Source organism: Cloacibacterium sp. TD35 (genome assembly GCF_028864635.1).
In the GTDB taxonomy this organism is placed as follows: Bacteria; Bacteroidota; Bacteroidia; order Flavobacteriales; family Weeksellaceae; genus Cloacibacterium.
On record NZ_CP104850.1, the window covers coordinates 951,570 to 974,664 of the forward strand.

The following is a 23,095-nucleotide window of genomic DNA, read 5'->3' on the forward strand; positions in this document are numbered from 1 at the left end:
TTATTTATAAACTTTTTCTATCGTGGTATTGGTTATACCTTTTTCCTCTAGATCTTTTTGTAGTTTGATGGCTGCTTCTAGAGATTTTACATTGCCATAAGTGTAATAGAATATACCATTAGCTTTTACTTTTTCTACTTCTTTTAATGATTTTATAATGGGTGAAGAGTTAGGTAATTTATCTTTTCCAGTATATACTTCTAATCTGTAATAGCCCGTATTCATGTCTTGGTTAGGAATAAAACTTACTGCAGAAGCATTTCTAAATCCAGCGTCTTTGGCTGTTTTAAGATTGTTTTCTTTAATAGAAGCGAAATTAGTTACGCTGTAGTAATATTTATAAAGCCCGTTTTCTTTGATTGTTAAGATGTAATTAAGTCCTTTAAGGGCAGGGTCTCCCTCGGTATATTTGTTCGGGGTACTCATTAAAAGAATCCTGAAATCATTTTTAAGAGGTAGTTCTTTTGGCTCTTCTACTATTTTTTTCTGATTTCGATCTATGCGTTTTTTATAACTGGTAATAGCGTCATAAATAGATTCTGCGATTTCGTCTTGACCTTTGTTAGAGGCTAAATATTCTGCTTCTTCTGCATTACTAATGAATCCTGTTTCTATTAAAACAGATGGCATCGCGTTTAGGCGTAGTACGTGAAGGTTTTTTTGCATCACTCCTCTAGAATATCTTTTATCTTTTTTTACGAAATTTTCTTCTACATAACCGCCGAAAATCAAACTGCTTTCTAGGTATTTACTTTGCTGAATTCTTAATGCAATTAATGATTCTGGAGAAGTAGGGTCGTAAGAAGCAAATCTCTCACGGTCTTTTTCATCTAGAAGAATTACGTCATTCTCTCTTTTGGCAACTTCTAAATTGGTTTTGTTTTGGTCTGGACCTTGTACATAAGTTTCGGTTCCGTAAGGAGTAGATTTGGTACTGGCATTACAGTGTACAGAGATAAATAAATCAGCGTGGCTTCTATTGGCAAGATCTGTTCTGTCTGTTAGAGAAGGATATTCATCTATTTTTCTGGTGTAGATGATTTTGTAATCTTTATTTTTTTCGAGCATTCTGCCTAACTTCAATACAATGCCTAGTGTAACGTCTTTTTCTTGTACTAATCCTATGTTTTCGTATTTTCTAGTTGCTCCCACATCAGAACCGCCGTGACCAGCATCTAATACAATAACAAACTTCTTTTGTGCGCCTAATTGAGCGAAAATTAAAAATAATACTGTTAAAATTATATTAAATGCGTGTTTATGCGTCTTCATTTTTTAAAAATTATTAATTTTGGAGCCTGAAATTATAAGCTCCATTGATTAAAAACGGTCTCAAAAATACCTTACAAATTTTAATTATCCTAATTTTTAACAATTTTTTAGCACAAAATAAGCTAGAAAATGCGCCTAAAAATAGTGATAATGCTACTGCTGTTTCTAAAACAGATACCGTAAAAATAGAACAAGAACGTTTAGATGATGTTGTACGTTCTAAAGCGGATAATATTAGAAGCGAAGTTCCGAAAAAAATGTCTTATCTCAATCAAAATGCAGAAGTTTCATATCAGGATATGAAGATAAATGCTGATTATATCCAGATAGATTGGGACAAAGGACTCATTTTTGCAAGAGGAAAAGTAGATTCTACAGGAAAAATTACAGAACCTGCTGTTGCTACTCAAGGTGGAAAAAAATATGAATATTCTGAATTCAACTATAATTACAAAACTAAGCAAGCCATTGCTTATAACGCTAGAACAGAAGAAAGCGAAGGTGTAATCGTGGCTGAAAAAACCAAAAAAGTAAACGATTCTGTTTTTTATCTTAAGAGAGGAAAATATACTACAGACGAATATTTTCTCAAGAAAAAAGATACTATAGCAGATTATTATTTACTTGCGCCAGACATTAAATTGGTGAAGGGAAAAAGCAACTCTAAATTGATTACTGGTCCTATCCAAATGTATCTGGAGCAAGTTCCTACGCCACTTATTTTACCATTTGCCATTCTGCCGTTTTCAGAAAAAAGAATGGCGGGAATTCTCATTCCGAGTTTTGGGGAAAGACAAGACGTAGGTTTTTTTCTCAATAACCTAGGATATTATCTGCCTATTGGTGAGCATTTCGATGTGAAAACATACTTTGATTATTATACCAAGGGAAGCTGGAACTTTAGGCCGGAAGTTAGTTATCGTAAAAATTATAAATACAATGGTTCCTTCCGAGCAGAAATAGGAACTACCATCAGAGGAATTAAAGGTCTGGATAATTATACTAAAAGTAATGTTTATAACATTGCATGGACTCACGCTCAAGATTCTAAAGCCAATCCGTTTTTTAATTTTTCGGCATCTGTAAACATTACGAGTAATAAATTCTACAATAACACGGTTAATAACTCCCATATTTTTAACCAAAGTGCTCTGAATGCACAGCAGAACTCTACGGTAAGTTTTACCAAAAGATTTTTGAATTTGCCGATAACTATCACGGGAACAGGGAGTTATTCACAGAACTTTACTACGGGACTTACCGATATTAGATTACCACAGTTGAATGTTTCTACCAATCAGTTTTATTTATTTAAACCCAAAACGGGAATTAGAACGGGCTTATTAGAAAATATTGCGGTGAATACAGGATTACAATTCAGCAACTATGTTTCTGGTGTGAAAAATGGAGATTTATTTACCAAAACCATGTGGGAGAATATGCAAACTGGCGCTAAAAACAATATAGCACTAGCTACCAACACTACTGTTGCTAAATTTTTTACGTTTTCACTAGGTGCTAATATTGATAACGTAGCGACTACTAAAACGATTAGTAAAAATTATAATCCCGTCACCAATACTTTAGAAAGAAATTTGAATAAAAACCTTACTGGTTATTCTACTTTTTCTACTTCTGCGAGTTTACAAACGGTCTTGTATGGAATGATGAAGTTTGGAGAAAAATCAAAAATTCAAGCCATCAGACATATGATAACTCCGAGTATAGGCTTTACTTATTCTCCAGATTTTGGAGACCCAAAGTTTGGGTATTTCAAAAGCTATTATGACGAAAGAGGTGTTTTGACTACCTATTCTATTTTCGAAGGAGGAATGTTTGGCTCACCTAATCAAGGTTTAACACAGTCTATTGGTTTCAATATTAATAATAACCTAGAGATGAAGATGAGAAGTAAAACCGATTCTATAGGAACCAAAAAAATTAAAATTTTTGAGAGTTTAAATATTTCAGGAGGGTATAATTTTGCTGCCGAGAAATACAAATGGTCATTAATTTCAATTAGTACACAGACTTCTTTCTTCCAAAATAAATTAAGTGTCAATTCTAATATTTCGATTGATCCTTATCAAATTGTATTTATTCCGGGGCAGGAAAATGGCGTGAGAACTGAAAATTTTGGGCATTTTAATATCCAAAGTTTCAGTATGAATTTTTCTTTTCCTTTGAACAACGAAACTTTTGGAAAAAAAGAAGATTTAGCAACCAAGTATAAAACCAAAGGAGAAATACGAAACGAAGTCTATTATTTTGACCAAGATAATTATTCCCGATTTAATCAACCTTGGACTTTGAATCTTAATGCCAACTATGGTTATTCTAAAAGCAATACCAGATTTGGGAAAAGTGTAGCTTCACTAGGTTTAGATGGTAGCTTAAAACTTACACCGTATTGGAGTTTGACCGGAAATACGCATTATGATTTCGTATCAAAAAGTTTAGCGTACACCAGATTAGGATTTTCTAGAGACCAAAGAAGTTTCTCTTTTACCTTTAATTGGGTGCCTTTTGGTCAATATAAAGTATATGATTTCTTCATCAGTATAAAAGCTAATATTTTAAAAGATGCTGTAAAATACAAGGAAAGAAGTTTCCAGCAAAGTGGCAGTACTTTCTAAAAAACGAAGGAATCTCTGAACACTATTTTTTATTTGTTCAGAAATTTTATCTTTGCATGATAATTTTACAAAAATATGAAGAAGATAGTTTCTACTAACAATGCACCAGCTGCAATTGGTCCGTATTCACAAGCTAACCTTGTTAATGGTGTTCTCTATATTTCTGGTCAAATACCTATTGATCCGTCTACTGGGAATTTATTGGATGGAATAGAAATAGAAACACACCAAGTGATGAAAAATCTAAAAGCCATTTTAGAAGAAGCAGGAATGGGATTCGGGAATGTGGTAAAATCTACTATTTTCTTAAAAAGTATGGATGATTTAGCGGTGATGAATGAAATCTATGCGTCTTATTTCGAAGGAGGAAATTATCCGGCAAGAGAAACGGTAGAGGTTTCTTGTTTGCCAAAAAATGTGAGTGTAGAAATCTCCATGATTGCACATCAGTTCTAAGACATGAGTTTTTTAAGAAATACATTGGGCGTTTTATGTGGCTTGGCGATGGCAGGAGTCGTTATTTCGTTGGGTGTAAAAATTAATTCATCATGGGTGAATTATGAAGGTTTTTTTCCATTTAAACATTGGTGGGCTCTATTAAAAAGTGTAGAAAATAAGCCGGGTTTCTTTTGGACTTTACTTCTTTCTTCAGGTTTTGGTGCAACTATTGGTGGTGTAACTACTGCAATTATTGTAAAATATGCAAAGGTTGCTTATGCGATTCTTATTGGTTTTATTTTGCTATTTATTGCCATGTTAGACATTATTGTTTTCCCATATCATCCTACTTTTTATAAAATTTTAATCTTCATTACCTATTTCCCTTTTGCGTGGTTAGGAGGAAAAATAGTAGAAGTAATTTATGAACGAAATAAAAGGAAAGTACTTCCGAAATCTAAATAAAAAAAGCCTTTCAAAATTTTTTGAAAGGCTTTTCTTTGGAATTTATAAAAAAATATGATTAAGGCATTTTAAAACCTCTGGTGTACATTCTACCGTATTCGTCTACGTATTTTATTTGTACGGTTCCCTTATATCCATCTAAGATTTTTTCAACATCTTTCTGAGAATTTACAGGTTTCCCGTTTACTTCTATAATGATGTAATTGTCATAAACGCCTATTTTTTCTAATTCACCACCTTCTACTATGTTTCTTGCAATTACACCGCTGTTTAGGCCGTAGTCAGTTTTAAAACGGTCGCTTAAAACCTCGAACTCACCTCCTATTTTTTCGGTAACAGATAAGTCAGCTTTGCTTCGGAAAGAAGTGCTTCCTTTTTGGTCTTTAAGCGTTACGGTTTCTGTGTAGATTTTTCCATTTCTTGTATAGGTAACTGTTACTTTGTCTCCAGGTCTTTTACTTCCGATAGCAGCAGACAAATCAGCAAAAGTATCTACAGAAGAATTATCAATTTTTTTGATAATGTCTCCTTTTCTTAGTCCAGCATCTTCTGCGCCACTATTTTCAGTGATTTCGGTAATCATTATTCCACTGCTGGTTTTAATATTGGCTTTTTGGTTTTGATTATAAGCGGCAACTTGTCTTTCGTCAGAAAGGTCTAAACTTACAATGCCTAAGAATCCTCTTTGTACCAACCCGAATTTTTTAATGTCTTCAACTACTTTTTTAGCTAAGTTAGCAGGAACTGCAAAGCCATAACCTTCATAATAGCCTGTATTAGAAGAAATGGCAGAGTTGATTCCGATTAAGTCTCCGTTTACATTTACCAGAGCGCCACCAGAATTTCCAGGATTAATAGCTGCATCTGTTTGAATGAAACTTTCGATAGGCGTTCTAGATTGTTGGCTTAATAAGTCTATGCTTCTTCCTTTAGCAGAAACAATACCTGCTGTAACGGTAGAATTTAAACCCAGTGGATTTCCTACTGCCAGAACCCATTGTCCTACTTCTACCATATCTGAATTGGCAAAGTTAAGGTAAGGCAAACCTTTTTCTTCAATTTTTAAAAGAGCGATGTCTGTACTTGGGTCTGTTCCAATAAGATTAGCAACATAACTTTTTTTGTTGCTTAGAATAACTTCTAATTTATTAGCACCAGCAACTACGTGGTTATTAGAAATAATATAACCGTCTGGTGAAATAATTACGCCACTACCTAATCCAGAAGGAACATCTTTAGGTGGCTGTTGCTGTTTTTGGTTTTGTCTTTGGTTTCCAAAAGGATTTCCGAAAAATTGTTCAAATAAGTCTTGTTCAGACATTCTGTTTGAACTAGAGCTTCTGGATTGATAATTTTTAATGGTAACTACTGCGGGAACTGTAGTTTTAGCTGCTTTTACAAAATCATCACCCACATTTGTGGAATTTATACCTGCAAATTTTGCATTATCGTTTGCAGTATGGAAATAAGAAAAATCGCTGTTATTTTCATTTGTTTTGAAATACTCTATTGCACCAAAAGTTGTGGCACCAGATAATATACCTACAACAGCAAAAGGTAATAATTGTTTTAAACTGTTCTTCATTGTTAATTCTTCTTTTATAGTTTATGTATAACAAATTTAATGCAAAAATAGTGTTCACTAAATTATTAGTGTTACACTTTTAACAAAGTTTAACGAGTTTAAGAAAATTTTAGAATAGTATTGAAAACCAAATGTATTATGTATTATTTTTAATTCAGTTTAAAATAAATTAGATATCAATATAAATCGAATCTATCTATGGTAAGTTTTTTAGAATTATTCTAAAAAACATATCTTTGCAAAAAATTTCAAACTTAAAAATGACAAAAAGCGGAAGAATAGAATTAATGGCTCCAGCAGGAGATTTTACTTCTTTACAAGCAGCATTAGATAATGGTGCAGATTCAGTATATTTCGGAGTAGAGCAGCTCAACATGAGAGCTAGAGCTTCTATGAACTTTACCATTTTAGATTTACCAGAAATTTCTAGAAGATGTAAAGAAAAAGGTGTGAGAACTTATCTTACTCTTAATACGATTATCTACGATCATGACTTATCTATCATTAAAACCTTACTTGATAAAGCAAAAGAAGCAGATCTTACTGCTGTAATTGCAATGGATCAGGCGGTAATTGCTTATGCAAGACAAGTAGGTTTAGAAGTGCATATTTCTACTCAAATTAATATCACCAATATAGAAACGGTTAAGTTTTATGCACTTTTTGCAGATACTATGGTGATGAGTAGAGAACTTTCTATTACTCAAATCAAAAAAATCTGTTCTCAAATTGAAAAAGAACAAATCAAAGGACCTTCTGGAAATTTAGTGGAAATAGAAATTTTCGGTCATGGAGCGCTTTGTATGGCGGTTTCTGGGAAATGTTATTTGAGTCTTCATTCTCATAATTCTTCAGCAAATAGAGGAGCTTGTAAACAAAATTGTAGAAAAAAATATACGGTTATTGATCAAGAATCTGGCTTCGAAATAGAATTAGATAATGAATACATGATGTCTCCTAAAGATCTTTGTACGATAGGATTTTTAGACCAAATCGTAGATGCAGGTGTAAAAGTTTTAAAAATAGAAGGAAGAGGAAGAGCCCCAGAATATGTAGCGACGGTTACTAAATGTTATAGAGAAGCCATTGATAGTATTGCCGATGGAACTTTTTCTGCAGAGAAAGTAGAAGTTTGGATGAAGCAACTGGAAACTGTTTACAACAGAGGTTTCTGGAGTGGTTATTATCTTGGTCAAGAATTAGGAGAATGGTCTTCAAACTCTGGAAGCAGCGCTACACAAAAGAAAATTTACATTGGTAAAGGAAGACATTTCTATCCAAAATCAAATATTGCAGAATTTTTAATTGAAGCCTATGATTTAAATATAGGAGATAGAGTTCTGATACAGGGGCCTACTACTGGTTCACAAGAAATTGTAATTGAACATATGATGGTAGATGGTAAAGAAGGGGCTACTAAAGCTTCGAAATCTGATGTGGTTACCTTTAAAACAGAATTTAGAGTTCGTCCATCTGATAAATTATACAAAGTTGTAAAGGTAGAAGAACCTGGGACACAACAAAATAATGTTGAGGAAGGAGCTTACTCACACTAATTAAGTTATAATGGTAATTATTACACTACAAAGAGATAAATGCATTGGCTGTAATTACTGTGCCGAGTTTGCGCCAGAATATTTTCGTATGTCTAAGAAAGACGGAAAATCTGTTTTATTGAAATCTGCTGATAAGAAGGGTTTCTTTACACTTAAAACACCAATTCCTGATGCGTATGAACCGTGTGAAAAAGCAGCAAAAGCTTGTCCGGTAAAAATTATATCTGTAAAGGAAATCTAAAATGCTTAAAAAAGATTTACGTAAAAAATATATGGATTTGAGAAAGACCTTGTCGAAAGATGAGGTCTTGTCTTTATCTCAAAAAATATTTGAAAATTTCGTTTTACAATTTAATGTAATTGAAAATCAGAAAGTTCATATTTTTTTTCCAATTGAAAAATTGAACGAAATTAATACCAAAATCTTTATCAATTATTTTTTTGGAAAAAATATTCAGGTTTTTGTTCCAAAAATGGTTGGGAATAAAATTATTTCTATTCAGATTAAACCAGATACTGTTTTTTTGCAAAATTCATGGGGAATTCTAGAACCAGAATCTAATGAAAATGAATCTGATGCTTTTGATTATGTAATTACACCATTACTGTATTGTGATGCATCAGGAAATAGAATTGGCTACGGAAAAGGCTTTTATGACCAATTTTTTGCAGGGATTAATCTTGATGCAAAAAAAATCGGCGTGAATTATTTCTCGCCGAGTGATTCTATTGATGATATTTCCTTACAAGATGTAAGATTAGATTATTTGGTTACTCCTACAGAAGTGCTGTCTTTTGGTTTTACATCAATTTCTACAAAGTAAAATTTGAATTCTTTTTTGAAATTCACGGGTGATTTAAGGAGTTTATATTGAGATTTTTTATTGAATTCACCAATCATTCTTTGGTCTCTATCTTTATATTCTACCGTATAATTAGCATAATCTAAAGTATCTTTTCCTTTTATTTCAGTATTGATGCTTAGATTTTTCACTTTCACCAGTTTTACTTTTAGGCTATCTAATTCTTTCAAAAGTCCCATTACATTCGCTGAATCTTTTTTTACAAAATAGCCTTGAATTTGCTCATAATTAAGTGAGTCAATTGCTGTATTTTTATTTCCAGAAGAATAAAGTGCAGAAATGTCGTATAATTCTTGCAGTTTTTGCTGAGTTATACTTGCTATAGCTTGTGCACTGTCTAGTTTTGTGGTAGAATATACATCTTCATTATTGCCGTATCTCAATACATCTATATCACTTATTGGCTGCTCTTTTTTACAAGCAATAATCGTCATTAATGCTAGAATTAAAGTAAAGATTACATTTTTATTTAGTGATTTCATCAGGTTGTATTTTAAATTTAATAAGGATTATTTTTTTAGTTTCTGGACTCACTTTAGTCTCTATCATTTTAAAATTTTTCAAAGAAGTGGTAGGTGTCGTGACAAGCCCTATATATTTTTGTTTGTCTAAGGTTTCTACACCATACGTTTCATTGTCGAAAACTTGATAAATTAAAGCATTATTGCTAATGATTTTATCCAATTCTTCTCTCTTCTTATTAATATCATTAGTAGAATAGTAGTACAGTGCTTGTGCATAAACATCTGGTTCTAATTCTATCGTTTCATTAGTTCTTGCAGGATCTAGATTTCTATAAATAGTATCTTTTCTGTAAAATGGTGAATTGACTTCCATAACCAAAGTCTTGCTTTGAGTAGGAAACCTGAAAACCCCTAAATCATCATCTTCAATATCTTTGCCAGAATTGATAATATATCTAATAGGAGTTTCATTTTCTTTTAAAACTCTTATTTCTATGATGTCTTTGATTTTTGTATTTCTATCGGCGTCTATAAAAGTAAATTTATAATCTGTTGCAAAAATTCTTTGCCAAAAAACTAAAATTAAGACCATAGTCATTAATACTACAGAAGAAATAAGCCAAAAATATTGTTTAATGAGACTTATGAATGGATTTTTGAAAATTCTTTGTGATGGGGTAGACTTTGTGACGGTTGTTTTCGTATCCTCAAGAGCAGTTTGAACTTCTGCTACAGTAGCTTTTTCAATGGATGGAATAGCTTTTTCAGGTGTTGAAAATGCTACTTCTGCTGGTTTTTCATTAGGAGTTTCTAGTTTTTCTTCATCTGCAATAAGAATTTCTGAGGGTTTTTCATGATCAGAAATAATTTCATTAGCAAAAAGATGATTTTTCTTAAAATCATACCAAGATTGATACCCAGCATAGATTGCCAATAAATTGAGCATGTCTATTCTAGGTAATTTGCTAGAGGGAACCGTCTTAAAATAAGTATAGAAAGACTTTTCGCTAATGTTTCCCTTAGCTTTTTTTCGTAAATCCTCTTGAAAATAAATAATATCAATTCCTTTCCACTTCGAAATTTCATCGTAGGAAGGATGGTGATTTTTAAGATATTCCGCCTGAACTTCTGCTTTTAATTGCTCGAAATGCAATAAATCTAAATCTGCCAAAATCTTATAAGATTATTTAAGTGTTTGATTATCAGTATTAGTCTTTTGTAAAACTATTTTACAAATATATTACAATTAATTTTCTAAAACAAATTTTTTCTATGCCCCTATCTTTGCTCCGTTAAAAGTGAACAAAACAATTTTTAAACAATTTAATTAAATTAATTTATTATGAAAAAATCATTATTCGTAGCAGCTATCGCTGCATTAGCTGTTGTTGCTTGTAAAAAATCTGAAACTACTGAAGCTACTGAAACTGTAGATTCTGCTGCTGCTGTTGTTGACTCTGCTGCTGCTACTGTTGACTCTGCTGCTGCAACTGTTGACTCTGCTGCTGCAACTGTTGATTCAGCTGCTGCTAAAGTTGAAGAAGCTGCAAAATAATTTTTCTCAACAGAAAAAAAACAAAACGTTCCTCCCAGAGGAGCGTTTTTTTTATTTCTACAAATGTAAAATTAAAAAGATAGTCATCTAAATTTTTTTAGATGATTTTTTTGTAATTTAAAATGAAGTAAATGGTAATTGTTTTTAATTTAAAACACTTTATTTTTCTGATTTTCAAGACTGTACTTTTGTAAAATATCTTTACAAAAGTATTTACAATGAATTTTCAAACTTAATTTTTGTAGAGGTTATACATTTGTATCAACAAAATGAAACAAACAAATTTTTTAAACCCTTAAATTAAATTTATTATTATGAAAAAATCATTATTTGTAGCAGCTGTAGCTGCATTAGCATTAGTTGCTTGTAACAAAAAAGAAACAACTGAAACAACTGAAACTGTAGACTCTGCTGCTAGCGCAATGGTAGATTCTGCTGCGGTAACTGTAGACTCTGCTGCTGTAGTAGATTCAGCTGCTACTAAAGTAGAAGATGCTGCTAAAGATGTAGCAAAAGATGTGAAAGAAGGAGCTGAAAAAGCAGAAGAAGCTGTGAAAAAATAATTAAGAAATTAATTACAAACAGAACCGCCTCGTATTCACGAGGTGGTTTTTTTATTTGGTGAGTTTTTGTCTCAGTATTTCGTAGCAAGTAATAGCCACTGCATTGCTTAGATTTAGGGAATCTATGGTTCCAGACATTGGAATGAGTATGTTTTCTCCTTTATGAAGCCAAAAATCACTTAAGCCAGAATGTTCCGTTCCAAAAAATAAAGCGGATTTTTCATTGAAGTTTTTCTTGTATAGATCTTCGGCGGTTTCATCCATAAACGTGGTGTATATTTTGAAACTTTTCTCTTGTAAAAACGCTAAAGTTTCTTCATTGGTTGCAGAGAATACGTTCATCCCAAAAAAGCAACCTACGCTGCTTCTTAAAACGTTTGGGTTATAAAAATCTACTCTAGAATCGGTAACAATTAATGCATCTATTCCAAAAGCTTCACAACTTCTCAAAATTGCGCCTAGATTTCCTGGTTTTTCTACAGATTCTACTACAATAACTGAAGAATTTTCTTTTGGCTGATAATTTTTTAAATCAAATTCTTTGGTTTTGTAAATGCCAATAATACCTTCAGAAGTTCCTCTGTATGTTAGTTTTTCATAAACTTGACTAGAAACAAAATGTATTTTGCCTTCGGGATGATTGATGCCAAAAATAGATTCGCAAATAAAAAATTCTATATTTTCAAAACCGAACTGCAGAGCGCGTTCGTTTTCTTGTTTCCCTTCTACAACAAAAACACCAGATTTCTTACGAAACCTATTGTCAGTAATTAGTCTATTGAGGTTTTTTATTTTTTCGTTTTGTAAGCTTTCGATAATCATAAGTTATTCTTCTTCAAAGTTTTCAAGGCCTGCATTTGCTCTATTGATTATAGCATCAGGTAAAGATTTTTTAGCTTTTGCGCCCATTATTTTCAATTTCTGAACACTTGTAATCAGGTTCCCTTTTCCATCTACTAATTTATTCATTGCTCCTTCATATTCTGTTTTCGCTTCATCCATTTTTTTACCAATCTTCACTAGGTCATTTACGAAACCATCGAATTTATCATATAAAGCTCCAGCCTGTCTTGCGATTTCATAGGCGTTTTCTTGTTGTTTTTGATTCGTCCACATGCTATCAATGGTGCGAAGTGTTGCCAATAATGTAGAAGGCGTTACAATAACAATATTCCTTTCAAAAGCTTTATTGTATAATTGAGTGTCTTCGTTTAGAGCAATTGCAAATGCGGGTTCTATAGGAATGAAAAGTAAAACGAAATCAGGACTTTCCATTTGATATAGGTGCTGATAATTTTTACTTCCTAGTTGTTCTACATGTCTTTTTAGAGAATTTACATGCTCTTTTAAGAAGTTGGTTTTTTGTTCGTCATCTTCCTCATTGATGTATTTTTCGTAGGCAGTAAGAGAAACTTTAGAGTCTACAATCATTTTTTTACCATCAGGAAGATTGATGATTACGTCTGGCTGAACTCTATTCCCTTCTTCTGTGGTAAAACTTTTTTGGATTTCATATTCTCTTCCTTTTTCTAAGCCAGATTTTTCTAAAACTCGCTCTAGAACTAGTTCTCCCCAATTTCCTTGAATTTTGCTATCACCTTTCAATGCTTTGGTAAGGTTTAGCGTTTCTTTGCTCATTTGCAAATTCATTTCTTTAAGTCCAAGAATTTGTTGACGAAGAGCAGCGTGATAATCAATACTTTCTTTGTGCGTATTTTCTACTTTTTTCTCGAAATCTGTTATTTTTTCTTGTAGAGGATTGAGAATGTTCTTCAGGTTTTGTTGATTTTGTTCCGTGAATTTTATGGTTTTTTCTTCCAAAATTTTATTGGCTAAATTCTCAAATTGCAGTTTTGCTTCTTCTTGAATTTTTAAAATTTCTTCTTTTTGGGAATCTAGAAGTTGCTGAAGACTTTCGTTTTGAGCCGCCAGTTGAGATTTTAAACCGATTAAATTATTTTTATCATTTTGAAGGTCCTTAATTTCAAAGTTCTGTCCATTAATAAGTTCTTGTAGCTCTGTTATTTTCTGAATTTGAGCTTTATTTTCAGCAGAAATTTCCGCTATAATTCTATTAAGGTCGGCTTCTTTTTGAGTGAAATTTTGTTGTAATTCTTCATAGCTTTTTCTAGAAACCGAAGAAGATTTCAAAATAAAATATGCTAAAACTGCACCGAAAATGAATGCGAGAATAATGTATAATATTTCCATTTTTCAAAATTACAAAAGAAAAAATGAAATCAAATGTTTTGCGGAAAATTCAAATAATATTAATTATCCAGTTTTGTGAAAATTTCGGGAGGTAATTATTTGCCTAAATAAGCATTGTACATCCATATTAATTTTTCTTGTTCGGTAATATAGCCACTCATTTGCGCATTGGTTCCCTCGTCTCCAGCGGCTTCAGTGATTTCTAGGAGCTCTCTTTGGAGTTCAATAACAGTTTTGAAAGAATCTAAAATATTTAAGACACATTTATTGCCATCATTTACTTCTTTGCTTTCTTGAATTGCAGAAAGTTTTTGGTAGTCTGAGAAGTTGTGGTGAGGGGTATAACCTAAGGTAAGAATTCTTTCGGCGATTTCGTCTATTTTAAGAACCAAGCCGTCATATAATTCTTCGAATTTAAGATGTAAGGTAAAAAAATCATTTCCCTTAATATTCCAATGAGCGCCTCTCGTATTCTGATAAAAAATAGAATAGTTAGCAAGCAATACATTTAGTTTTTCAGCAATTTTTTTACAATCGGCTTCTTTTAGGCCTATAAGATTAGAATTTTTCATTATGTAAGATTTTATAAAATTAGTTTCTGTATAAATTTAAAAAATCTTATTGAGTCTTCCAAATATAGTGAAGAGTCTTTATCATTTGATTGGATTAAAACTCAAAAAGAATGACCCCTATATATAATATGATGTGGTAGATAAAGAAATCAATTAAATTTTTTTAAAAAATATTACAAATAATTCATAATCAATGCTTGTCAGTTTAAAAATAATTCATAATTTTGCACCCTAAAATAAAAAATAATATAAAGCAATCAAATGCCTACTATTCAACAATTAGTTAGAAAAGGAAGAGCCACACTTGCTAAGAAGAGCAAATCGGCTGCTTTGGATTCATGTCCACAAAGAAGAGGCGTATGTACGAGAGTATATACAACTACTCCTAAGAAACCTAACTCAGCACTTAGAAAAGTTGCGAGAGTAAGACTTTCAAACGGAAAAGAAGTTAACGCCTACATCCCGGGAGAAGGACATAACCTCCAAGAGCACTCGATAGTATTAGTACGTGGCGGAAGAGTAAAAGATTTACCGGGAGTTAGATATCACATTGTTCGTGGTGCTTTAGACACTGCCGGAGTAAACGGAAGAACGCAAAGACGTTCTAAGTACGGTGCGAAAAGACCAAAACCAGGACAGGCTGCGCCAACTGGTAAGAAAAAGTAATCATTAAATAAGGAACAAGAACAATGAGAAAAACAAAAGCAAAAAAGAGACCGTTGTTACCAGATCCAAAGTTTAATGATCAATTGGTAACAAGATTTGTAAATAACTTGATGTTTGACGGTAAAAAGTCAATCGCATTCAAAATTTTCTATGATGCATTAGATATCGTAGAAGCTAAAAAAGGAGATAACGAAAAATCTTCTCTTGAAATCTGGAAAGATGCATTAACTAACGTAATGCCTCACGTAGAAGTAAGATCAAGAAGAATTGGTGGTGCAAACTTCCAAATTCCTATGCCAATCAGAGCAGATAGAAAAATTTCTATGGCGATGAAATGGTTAATCAAGTATGCTACTGCTAGAAATGATAAGTCTATGGCTCAGAAATTAGCTGCAGAAGTTATCGCTGCTTCTAGAGAAGAAGGTGCTGCTTTCAAGAAGAAAACTGATACTCACAAAATGGCAGAAGCTAACAAAGCTTTCTCTCACTTTAAATTTTAATTAAGAAATGAGTAGAGATCTTAAATACACAAGAAATATTGGGATTGCTGCGCACATTGATGCCGGTAAAACTACCACTACAGAGCGTATTCTTTTCTATACAGGTAAAACTCACAAAATTGGAGAAGTACACGAAGGTGCTGCTACAATGGACTGGATGGAACAAGAAGCAGAAAGAGGTATTACCATTACTTCTGCTGCTACTACATGTAGCTGGAATTTCCCAACAGATCAAGGGAAAGCACTTCCTGAAACTAAACCTTACCACTTCAATATCATCGATACCCCAGGGCACGTAGACTTCACAGTAGAAGTAAACAGATCTCTTAGAGTATTAGATGGTCTTGTATTCTTATTCTCAGCAGTAGACGGTGTAGAGCCTCAGTCAGAAACCAACTGGAGATTGGCTGATAACTACAAAGTTGCGAGAATGGGATTCGTAAACAAAATGGACAGACAAGGAGCTGATTTCTTAAACGTTGTAAAACAAGTTAAAGAAATGTTAGGTTCTAATGCAGTTCCAATCGTTTTACCAATCGGTGCTGAAGAAGATTTCAAAGGTGTAGTAGACCTAATTAAGAACAGAGCTATCATCTGGGATGAAGCAGGACAAGGAGCAACTTTTGATGTAGTTCCAATTCCTGAAGATATGAAAGATGAGGTAATGGAATATAGAGAAAAATTAGTAGAAGCAGTAGCTGATTACGATGAAACTCTAATGGAAAAATTCTTTGAAGATCCAGATTCTATTACTGAAGAAGAAATCAATGCTGCACTTAGAGCTGCAACTATTGATTTATCTATCATTCCTATGACTTGTGGTTCTTCATTCAAGAATAAAGGAGTTCAGTTCATGCTAGATGCAGTTTGTAAATATCTTCCTTCTCCACTAGATAAGGATGATATCAAAGGAACTGACCCTAGAACTGATGCTGATATCGTAAGAAAACCAGACGTAAAAGAGCCTTTCGCTGCATTAGCTTTCAAAATTGCTACAGACCCTTTCGTAGGTAGATTAGCATTCTTTAGAGCTTATTCAGGAAGACTAGATGCTGGTTCTTATGTTCTTAACACAAGATCTGGAAACAAAGAAAGAATTTCTAGAATCTATCAAATGCACGCAAACAAGCAAAATCCAGTAGAATATATTGAAGCTGGAGATATTGGTGCAGCAGTAGGTTTCAAAGATATCAAAACGGGAGATACTCTTTCTGATGAAAAAGCACCTATCGTTCTTGAATCTATGATTTTCCCTGATCCAGTAATTGGTATTGCTGTAGAACCTAAAACTAAAGCAGACCAAGATAAGTTAGGTAACGCTCTTGCTAAATTAGCAGAAGAAGATCCAACTTTCCAAGTAAAAACTGACGAAGCTTCTGGACAGACTATTATCTCTGGTATGGGTGAGCTTCACTTAGATATCATTGTAGACCGTCTAAGAAGAGAATTTAAAGTTGAGGTTAACCAAGGTCAACCACAAGTAGAATACAAAGAAGCTCTTACACAAGTTGCTAACCACAGAGAAGTTTACAAAAAACAATCAGGTGGTAGAGGTAAATTTGCAGATATCGTATTCGAAATTGGTCCTGCAGACGAAGGTAAAACTGGTTTAGAATTCATCAACGAAATTAAAGGTGGTAACATTCCTAGAGAATTTATCCCTTCAGTTGAAAAAGGTTTCAAAGAATCTATGAAAAACGGTCCATTGGCTGGTTTCGAAGTAGAATCTATGAAAATTATCCTTAAAGATGGATCTTTCCACGCAGTAGACTCTGACCAATTATCTTTCGAATTAGCTGCTAAAATGGGTTTCAAAGCTTCTGGTAAAGCTGCTAAAGCGGTTATCATGGAGCCTATTATGAAACTTGAGGTAGTTACACCTGAAGAATATATGGGAGATATCGTAGGAGACCTTAACAGAAGAAGAGGTACTGTAAACGGTATGGATGATAGAAATAACGCTAAAGTTATTAAAGCTTTCGTTCCACTATCTGAAATGTTTGGTTATGTTACTTCTCTTAGAACTTTATCTTCTGGTAGAGCTACTTCTTCTATGGAGTTCGAGAAATACGAACCAGCTCCTACAAACATTGCAGAAGAAGTAATTGCTAAAGCAAGAGGTTAATCTTTAAAAAATTAAAAATGTCACAAAGAATCAGAATAAAACTTAAGTCTTACGATTACAATTTAGTAGATAAGTCTGCTGAGAAAATCGTGAAAACTGTAAAAGCTACTGGTGCTGTGGTAAACGGACCTATTCCATTACCAACTCACAAAAGAATCTTTACAGTTCTTAGATCACCACACGTTAACAAGAAAGCTAGAGAACAGTTCCAACTTTCTGCTCACAAGAGATTGATGGATATCTACTCTTCTTCTTCTAAAACGGTAGATGCTCTAATGAAATTAGAGTTACCTTCAGGTGTAGACGTAGAAATCAAAGTGTGATAATTAATCACTTTGCTATGATAAAAACTCCCAAACTTATTAGTTTGGGAGTTTTGTTTTAATTTGTAATTTTATTCAAAACGATATATTTTTCGCTTATTATTTCTATTCTCTGCTTCATCCTTTTTGGTTTTGACAAAAGAAACGCAACTCGTGGTGAAAATAGAATTTCTGAATTGGTCCTTTTATTGCTGTCATTTCTTGGCGGAAGTGTAGGTTCACTTTTAGGAATGCTCATTTTCCGACATAAAATATCTAAAACTTCCTTTAAAATAAAATTTGGACTAAGAATATTAGTCCAAATTTTTATCATTTTATTATTTAAAATCTAATTATTGAATCAATTCATACGTTTGCTGTGCAATTTCTAATTCTTCGTTCGTAGGAATAATCAGAATTTTCACTTTGCTTTCTGGCGCTTGAATTTCTACAGGAACTTTTGTGTGATTAAATTTCACATTCGCTTCTTCGTCTAGCTTTATGCCAAGCGCTTCTAAATTTTTACAAGACCAACTTCTTACCACAGCATCATTTTCTCCTAAACCAGCAGTGAAAATAATCGTGTCAATTCCATTCAGCGCAGCAAAATAAGAACCAATGTATTTTTTAATTCTATAGGTGTAAAGTTCCAGTGTAAGTTTTGCATCAGCATCGCCTTGTTCACATTTTTCGTTAATGTCTCTTGCATCGCTGCTTCCACCTAAACCAAGCATTCCACTTTCTTTATTCAAAATGTTTTTCACTTCTTGTAAAGAAAAACCTAATTCTTCTACCATGTAAAAAATTACAGAAGGATCTATATCGCCACTTCTGGTTCCCATAACCAATCCGCAAAGCGGACCGAAACCTAGTGTAGTATCTATGCTTTCTCCGTTTTTGTTAACAGCTGCCATGCTTGCGCCGTTTCCTAAGTGAATGGTGATGGCTTTTAGTTGGTCGTTTTTCAGGATTTTTTTCGCTTCGTTATATACAAATTTGTGGCTCGTTCCGTGGAACCCATAAACCCTAATTCTATTTTCTGTATAGAATTTTTTAGGAATAGCATATCGATAAGCCTGTTCTGGAAGGGTAGCAAAAAATGCAGTATCAAAAACAGCAACCTGTATAGCATTAGGAAAAAACTTTTCTGAAGCTTCTATACCAATTAAATTGGCTGGGTTATGTAAAGGTGCCAAAGGTATAAGAGCTTTTATTTTCTCTTTTACTTCTGGAGTAATGATTTGTGTCTTTGAGAATTTTTCGCCGCCGTGAACTACTCTGTGACCAATTGCTTTGATGCTTTCTGGATTTTCGATAACTCCAAAATCTACGTGCGTTAATAATTTCGTAATCGCCTCGAAAGCTGTAGCATGTTCTGGTAGATTTTCTTCTAAAATATATTCGCCGAAGCCATCATCTTTTGCATATTGATGCTTTATTCTACCACCATCAATTCCTATACGTTCTGCTAGACCTTTAGCCAAAACTTTTTGAGAAATAATATCGATGATTTGGTATTTCAGAGATGAGCTTCCTGCGTTAATAACTAATATGTTCATGTAATGATTTTTATTTTTTTGAAGTTTTAAAAATTAATTGTTGGTCGATTGGATAGCGGTAATAATTACGGTGTTGTAAATATCTTCAATAGTAGCACCACGACTTAAATCGTTAATTGGTTTGTTTAAACCTTGTAACATTGGGCCAACTGCTAATGCGCCAGTTTCTCTTTGCACAGCTTTATAAGTATTGTTACCTGTATTTAAATCTGGGAAAATAAGAACATTGGCTTGTCCTGCAACTGGTGAGTTTGGTAATTTGCTTTTACCAACTATTGGGTCTACCGCAGCATCATATTGAATTGGTCCTTCTACTAAAATATCAGGACGAAGTGATTTTACAATTTCTGTAGCTTTTCTCACCTTTTCTACTTCTTGGCCGCTTCCAGATGTTCCAGAAGAATAAGAAAGCATCGCCACTTTAGGCGTTTCTATACCAAATGTTTTGGCAGAATCTGCCGAAGAAATCGCAATTTCTGCTAATTGTTCAGGGTTAGGATTAGGGACTATTGCACAATCTCCATATACTAAAACTCTGTCATCTAGTAACATGAAAAATACTGATGAAACGGTATTGAAGCCAGGTTTTGTTTTTACGAATTGTAAAGCTGGTTTTATGGTGTGAGCTGTAGTATTTACTGCTCCAGAAACCATTCCGTCTGCATGACCTTTGTAAACCATCATGGTACCATAGTAAGAAGCGTCTAGCATTAAATCTTGAGCAGAAGCAAGCTCTAAACCTTTTGATTTTCTTAATTCGTATAAAGTATTGGCGTATTCATCATAGAATTCACTGGAGTGAGGGTCTACGATAGAAATTCTACTTTCGTCCCAGCTTAATCCGAGTTGCGCTACTCTAGATTTTACTTTTTCTGGGTCTCCTAAAATGGTAATTTTTGCCACTTTATCATTTGCAATTTGAGATGCAGCGGTTAGAATTCTATCGTCATTGCCCTCTGGTAAAACAATGTGCTTTTGAATTTTTTTAGCATTGCTCAAGAGATTGTATTGGAACATTCTCGGGGTGAGGCTTTCTGTTTTCACAGAGTTTATTTTGGTGTTGAGTTCTTCTACGTCTACAGAACTTTCAAACAAGTCAATACTTAATTTTATTTTTGATTTATTTTTGGCGTAAATTTTCGGTTTAATTCTAGAAATTGCAGTTGCTGTTTCAAAAGTTCCCAGATTCGTTGTAATGATAGGAATTGGTTTTTGATTATCTAGCATTAGTTTTATGATAGATCTTTCTGGTGTGAACCCACCTGTTAAAACAATGCCAGAAATATTAGGGTATTTTGGTGAAATATTTGCCAAAGATGTTCCTACGATAAGGTCGCTTCTGTCTCCAGGCATAATACAAAGGCTGTCTGGTGTAATTCTAGGCAAGAAATTTCCTAACTGCATTGCTCCAATAACTGTGGTTTTAGCAATATTGTCTAGCTTTTCTTTTCCAAATAAAACGTGTCCTTTTATATGATTGATAATTTCATGAATAGAAGGCTTTCCTAATTCTGGATTGTTTGGAATAACTGCTACGAAAATTCCTTTTTTTATCTCTTTGTTGATGAGTTTTTGAACTTCGCTTTGTTCTTTCTCGCAACGATTGACAATTACCCCTATCACATTTACATCTTTTTCTAAGAAAGAATTTACTTCTGCAATCACATTATTTACCAATTCAGAAACTGTTTCGAAACCGTCTTTAATAACAAGTAGAACAGGGATTCCTAAATTCTTTGCAATAGAACCATTGAAATCTATTTCAAAAACAGAACCTTCTTCTGTAAAATCACTTCCTTCTACCAATACAAAATCAAATTCATTTTCTAATTTTTTATATTTCTCAATGATGGTATCATAAACCTCATTTATTTTTCCTTGATTTTGATGTTCGGTAAACTCACTTCTAGAATATGAGTAAGCATCCTCATAATTCATGTTGACATTAAAGTGAGATAAAATAGTATCTATATGATTGTCTACTACATTTTTGTTTTCAATAAGAGGCTTAAAAAACGCCACATTAGGTGTGGTGCGTTTCAGCATTTGCATTAATCCGAGACTTACAATAGATTTTCCGCTTTGTGCAGATGAAGTGATTACATAAACTGAATGATTCATTTTTAGAAAGGATTAAATTTATTTTGCAAAAATACGGCTTTCAAAACGGTTATGAAAGTAAATTAAGTGTCGAAAAACATGCGATTTGACAGCTATTTTAAATTTATAGCAAAAATACAACCATAAAAAGGACTTCCGTTTCCTAATTACAAACATCATATTTTAGTTAATATTTATTATAGAATAAATATCGACTTATGGTTTCACGAGTGACTGAACATGAATGGATTAAAATAGAAAATAATTTTAACTTACTGTTTGTCAGTTCAAAAAATATTCTTACATTTGCACACTCATTTTAGGGAAAAAGTATGCCTATTTCAGACGTAGATATTACTAAATTCCTCTAAAATAGGGAGTTATAATAAACAATTTAAGTATATATATTAATAATGTCAGGTATTATTGGTAAAAAAATCGGCATGACATCTTTGTTTAACGAAGAAGGGAAAAACATTCCTTGTACAGTTATTCAAGCTGGTCCATGCGCGGTTTTACAGGTCAGAACCGAAGAAGTTGACGGTTACAAAGCGGTGCAACTAGGTTTCGATGACAAGAGTGAGAAGAACGTATCTAAAGCGTTAGCTGGTCATTTCAAAAAGGCTGGTTCTACGCCAAAGGCGAAAATCGTGGAATTCAGAAATGAATTCGAACACGAAGTGAAAGTAGGAGATCAAATAATCGTAGACATGTTCAACGAAGGTGAATATGTAGACGTAACAGGTACTTCTAAAGGTAAAGGTTTCCAAGGGGTTGTTAAAAGACATAACTTTGGTGGTGTAATGCAAGCTACCCACGGTCAGCACAACAGATTAAGAGCTCCAGGTTCAATCGGTGCGGGTTCTGACCCTTCTAGAGTTTTCAAAGGACTTAGAATGGCTGGTAGAATGGGAGGAAAACAGGTGACTGTTCAAAACCTTCAAGTGTTAAAAGTAGATACAGAACAAAATCTTTTAGTAGTAAAAGGTGCTGTTCCGGGAGCTAAAAATTCTTATGTAATTATCAAGAAATGGAACTAGTAGTATTAAATACATCAGGAAAAGAAACCGGAAGAAAAGTGCAACTAGACGAAGCGATCTTCGGAATTGAGCCAAATCAGCACGCGGTTTACTTAGAAGTGAAACAATACCTTGCTGCTCAAAGACAAGGAACTCATAAGTCTAAAGAAAGAAGCGAAATTAATGCTTCTACTAGAAAACTTAAAAAACAAAAAGGATCTGGTTCGGCTAGATATGGTGATATTAAATCTCCAACTTTCAAAGGTGGGGGTAGAGTATTCGGTCCTAAGCCAAGAGATTACAGATTCAAATTAAATAAAGCATTAAAAAGATTAGCTAAGAAATCTGTTCTTTCTCAAAAAATGAGAGAAAACTCTATTAAAGTATTAGAAGAAGTAACATTTGCTGCTCCTAAAACTAAAGATTTCATCAATGTATTTAATGCATTAGGTTTGGAAGGCAAAAAAGCATTATTCGTGCTTGCTGAAACAAACAAGAACGTATATTTATCTTCAAGAAACTTACCGAAAGTAAAAGTATTAACTTATAATGAGATTTCTTCTTATGATCTAGTTAATGCAGGTGAAGTAGTATTCTTCGAAGGTGCTGTAGAAAAATTTCAAGAAAATTTAAGAAAATAAGTC

Annotated in this window: 24 protein-coding genes; 15 read left to right on the top strand and 9 right to left on the bottom strand. The window is 33.2% G+C overall.

What is annotated here, in order from left to right; translation table 11 throughout:
• On the bottom strand, positions 1-1,272 hold the full coding sequence (locus tag N7277_RS04270; RefSeq protein WP_274780502.1) for an N-acetylmuramoyl-L-alanine amidase family protein: 1,272 nt from the start codon (positions 1,270-1,272) through the stop codon (positions 1-3).
• Positions 1,273-1,316: 44 nt separating this feature from the next.
• On the opposite strand from N7277_RS04270, the gene N7277_RS04275 reads away from it, so the two are divergent.
• The 3 genes from N7277_RS04275 (at position 1,317) to N7277_RS04285 (ending at position 4,811) form a co-directional block, all read left to right on the top strand.
• On the top strand, positions 1,317-3,908 hold the full coding sequence (locus N7277_RS04275) for a putative LPS assembly protein LptD (protein ID WP_274780503.1): 2,592 nt from the start codon (positions 1,317-1,319) through the stop codon (positions 3,906-3,908).
• Between the two features lie 75 nt (positions 3,909-3,983).
• The gene (locus N7277_RS04280) at positions 3,984-4,364 is read left to right on the top strand and encodes a RidA family protein (RefSeq protein WP_274780504.1); all 381 of its coding nucleotides are present in this window, start codon (positions 3,984-3,986) and stop codon (positions 4,362-4,364) included.
• A 3-nt stretch (positions 4,365-4,367) separates the two neighbouring features.
• Positions 4,368-4,811 (top strand): hypothetical protein, encoded by a 444-nt coding sequence (locus tag N7277_RS04285; RefSeq protein WP_274780505.1) that lies wholly within the window; start codon positions 4,368-4,370, stop codon positions 4,809-4,811.
• A gap of 58 nt (positions 4,812-4,869) precedes the next feature.
• On the opposite strand, the gene N7277_RS04290 is transcribed toward N7277_RS04285, so the two are convergent.
• On the bottom strand, positions 4,870-6,396 hold the full coding sequence (locus tag N7277_RS04290) for a trypsin-like peptidase domain-containing protein (protein ID WP_274780506.1): 1,527 nt from the start codon (positions 6,394-6,396) through the stop codon (positions 4,870-4,872).
• Positions 6,397-6,656: 260 nt separating this feature from the next.
• Here N7277_RS04290 and N7277_RS04295 point away from each other — a divergent pair, with 260 nt between their 5' ends.
• The 3 genes from N7277_RS04295 to N7277_RS04305 are packed head-to-tail and all read left to right on the top strand — an operon-like array spanning position 6,657 to position 8,776.
• Positions 6,657-7,952, top strand: coding sequence for a peptidase U32 family protein (locus N7277_RS04295; protein WP_274780507.1), 1,296 nt, complete (start codon positions 6,657-6,659; stop codon positions 7,950-7,952).
• 10 nt (positions 7,953-7,962) lie between these two features.
• Complete coding sequence (locus tag N7277_RS04300) at positions 7,963-8,193, top strand: ferredoxin (protein WP_069800836.1); 231 nt, start codon at positions 7,963-7,965, stop codon at positions 8,191-8,193.
• Between the two features lies 1 nt (position 8,194).
• Positions 8,195-8,776 (top strand): 5-formyltetrahydrofolate cyclo-ligase, encoded by a 582-nt coding sequence (locus N7277_RS04305; RefSeq protein WP_274780508.1) that lies wholly within the window; start codon positions 8,195-8,197, stop codon positions 8,774-8,776.
• Here the strand turns inward: N7277_RS04305 and N7277_RS04310 are convergent.
• Both N7277_RS04310 and N7277_RS04315 read right to left on the bottom strand, forming a co-directional pair.
• Positions 8,716-9,297, bottom strand: a complete 582-nt coding sequence (locus N7277_RS04310; protein ID WP_274780509.1) for a hypothetical protein — start codon at positions 9,295-9,297, stop codon at positions 8,716-8,718. The genes N7277_RS04305 and N7277_RS04310 overlap by 61 nt on opposite strands.
• Positions 9,281-10,450 (bottom strand): hypothetical protein, encoded by a 1,170-nt coding sequence (locus tag N7277_RS04315; RefSeq protein WP_274780510.1) that lies wholly within the window; start codon positions 10,448-10,450, stop codon positions 9,281-9,283. Before N7277_RS04315 ends, N7277_RS04310 begins: the two co-directional genes overlap by 17 nt.
• Positions 10,451-10,621: 171 nt before the next feature.
• Between N7277_RS04315 and N7277_RS04320 the strand changes: the two genes are divergently transcribed.
• Both N7277_RS04320 and N7277_RS04325 read left to right on the top strand, forming a co-directional pair.
• Positions 10,622-10,834, top strand: coding sequence for a hypothetical protein (locus tag N7277_RS04320; protein ID WP_274780511.1), 213 nt, complete (start codon positions 10,622-10,624; stop codon positions 10,832-10,834).
• Positions 10,835-11,148: 314 nt separating this feature from the next.
• On the top strand, positions 11,149-11,397 hold the full coding sequence (locus tag N7277_RS04325) for a hypothetical protein (protein WP_274780512.1): 249 nt from the start codon (positions 11,149-11,151) through the stop codon (positions 11,395-11,397).
• Positions 11,398-11,448: 51 nt separating this feature from the next.
• On the opposite strand, the gene N7277_RS04330 is transcribed toward N7277_RS04325, so the two are convergent.
• The 3 genes from N7277_RS04330 to N7277_RS04340 all read right to left on the bottom strand — a co-directional run bounded on the left by N7277_RS04330 (position 11,449) and on the right by N7277_RS04340 (position 14,180).
• Complete coding sequence (locus N7277_RS04330; RefSeq protein WP_274780513.1) at positions 11,449-12,219, bottom strand: TrmH family RNA methyltransferase; 771 nt, start codon at positions 12,217-12,219, stop codon at positions 11,449-11,451.
• Positions 12,220-12,222: 3 nt separating this feature from the next.
• Positions 12,223-13,608 carry a DNA recombination protein RmuC gene (rmuC, locus tag N7277_RS04335; RefSeq protein ID WP_274780514.1) on the bottom strand — a complete coding sequence of 462 codons (1,386 nt, stop codon included), beginning with the start codon at positions 13,606-13,608 and terminating at the stop codon, positions 12,223-12,225.
• Positions 13,609-13,703: 95 nt separating this feature from the next.
• The gene (locus N7277_RS04340) at positions 13,704-14,180 is read right to left on the bottom strand and encodes a Dps family protein (protein WP_274780515.1); all 477 of its coding nucleotides are present in this window, start codon (positions 14,178-14,180) and stop codon (positions 13,704-13,706) included.
• Between the two features lie 261 nt (positions 14,181-14,441).
• On the opposite strand from N7277_RS04340, the gene rpsL reads away from it, so the two are divergent.
• From rpsL to N7277_RS11950, 5 genes are all read left to right on the top strand, one after another.
• The gene (gene rpsL / locus N7277_RS04345; RefSeq protein WP_274780516.1) at positions 14,442-14,846 is read left to right on the top strand and encodes a 30S ribosomal protein S12; all 405 of its coding nucleotides are present in this window, start codon (positions 14,442-14,444) and stop codon (positions 14,844-14,846) included.
• A 23-nt stretch (positions 14,847-14,869) separates the two neighbouring features.
• Positions 14,870-15,346, top strand: coding sequence for a 30S ribosomal protein S7 (gene rpsG, locus N7277_RS04350; protein WP_213196900.1), 477 nt, complete (start codon positions 14,870-14,872; stop codon positions 15,344-15,346).
• A gap of 7 nt (positions 15,347-15,353) precedes the next feature.
• The gene (gene fusA, locus N7277_RS04355) at positions 15,354-17,471 is read left to right on the top strand and encodes an elongation factor G (RefSeq protein WP_274780517.1); all 2,118 of its coding nucleotides are present in this window, start codon (positions 15,354-15,356) and stop codon (positions 17,469-17,471) included.
• A 17-nt stretch (positions 17,472-17,488) separates the two neighbouring features.
• Positions 17,489-17,794 (top strand): 30S ribosomal protein S10, encoded by a 306-nt coding sequence (rpsJ, locus tag N7277_RS04360; RefSeq protein ID WP_069800872.1) that lies wholly within the window; start codon positions 17,489-17,491, stop codon positions 17,792-17,794.
• A 119-nt stretch (positions 17,795-17,913) separates the two neighbouring features.
• A complete protein-coding gene (locus N7277_RS11950) occupies positions 17,914-18,126 on the top strand; it encodes a DUF1294 domain-containing protein (RefSeq protein WP_446715133.1) in 213 nt (70 codons plus the stop codon).
• On the opposite strand, the gene N7277_RS04370 is transcribed toward N7277_RS11950, so the two are convergent.
• Both N7277_RS04370 and pta read right to left on the bottom strand, forming a co-directional pair.
• Positions 18,127-19,332, bottom strand: coding sequence for an acetate/propionate family kinase (locus tag N7277_RS04370; protein ID WP_274780519.1), 1,206 nt, complete (start codon positions 19,330-19,332; stop codon positions 18,127-18,129). It lies immediately after the preceding gene.
• Positions 19,333-19,365: 33 nt separating this feature from the next.
• Positions 19,366-21,453 carry a phosphate acetyltransferase gene (gene pta / locus N7277_RS04375; RefSeq protein ID WP_274780520.1) on the bottom strand — a complete coding sequence of 696 codons (2,088 nt, stop codon included), beginning with the start codon at positions 21,451-21,453 and terminating at the stop codon, positions 19,366-19,368.
• Between the two features lie 392 nt (positions 21,454-21,845).
• Here pta and rplC point away from each other — a divergent pair, with 392 nt between their 5' ends.
• Positions 21,846-22,472: a 50S ribosomal protein L3 gene (rplC, locus tag N7277_RS04380; RefSeq protein ID WP_104793859.1), complete on the top strand. Its 627-nt coding sequence runs from the start codon at positions 21,846-21,848 to the stop codon at positions 22,470-22,472.
• Positions 22,463-23,092, top strand: coding sequence for a 50S ribosomal protein L4 (gene rplD, locus N7277_RS04385; RefSeq protein WP_274780521.1), 630 nt, complete (start codon positions 22,463-22,465; stop codon positions 23,090-23,092). Before rplC ends, rplD begins: the two co-directional genes overlap by 10 nt.
• The last annotated feature ends 3 nt before the right edge of the window (positions 23,093-23,095 follow it).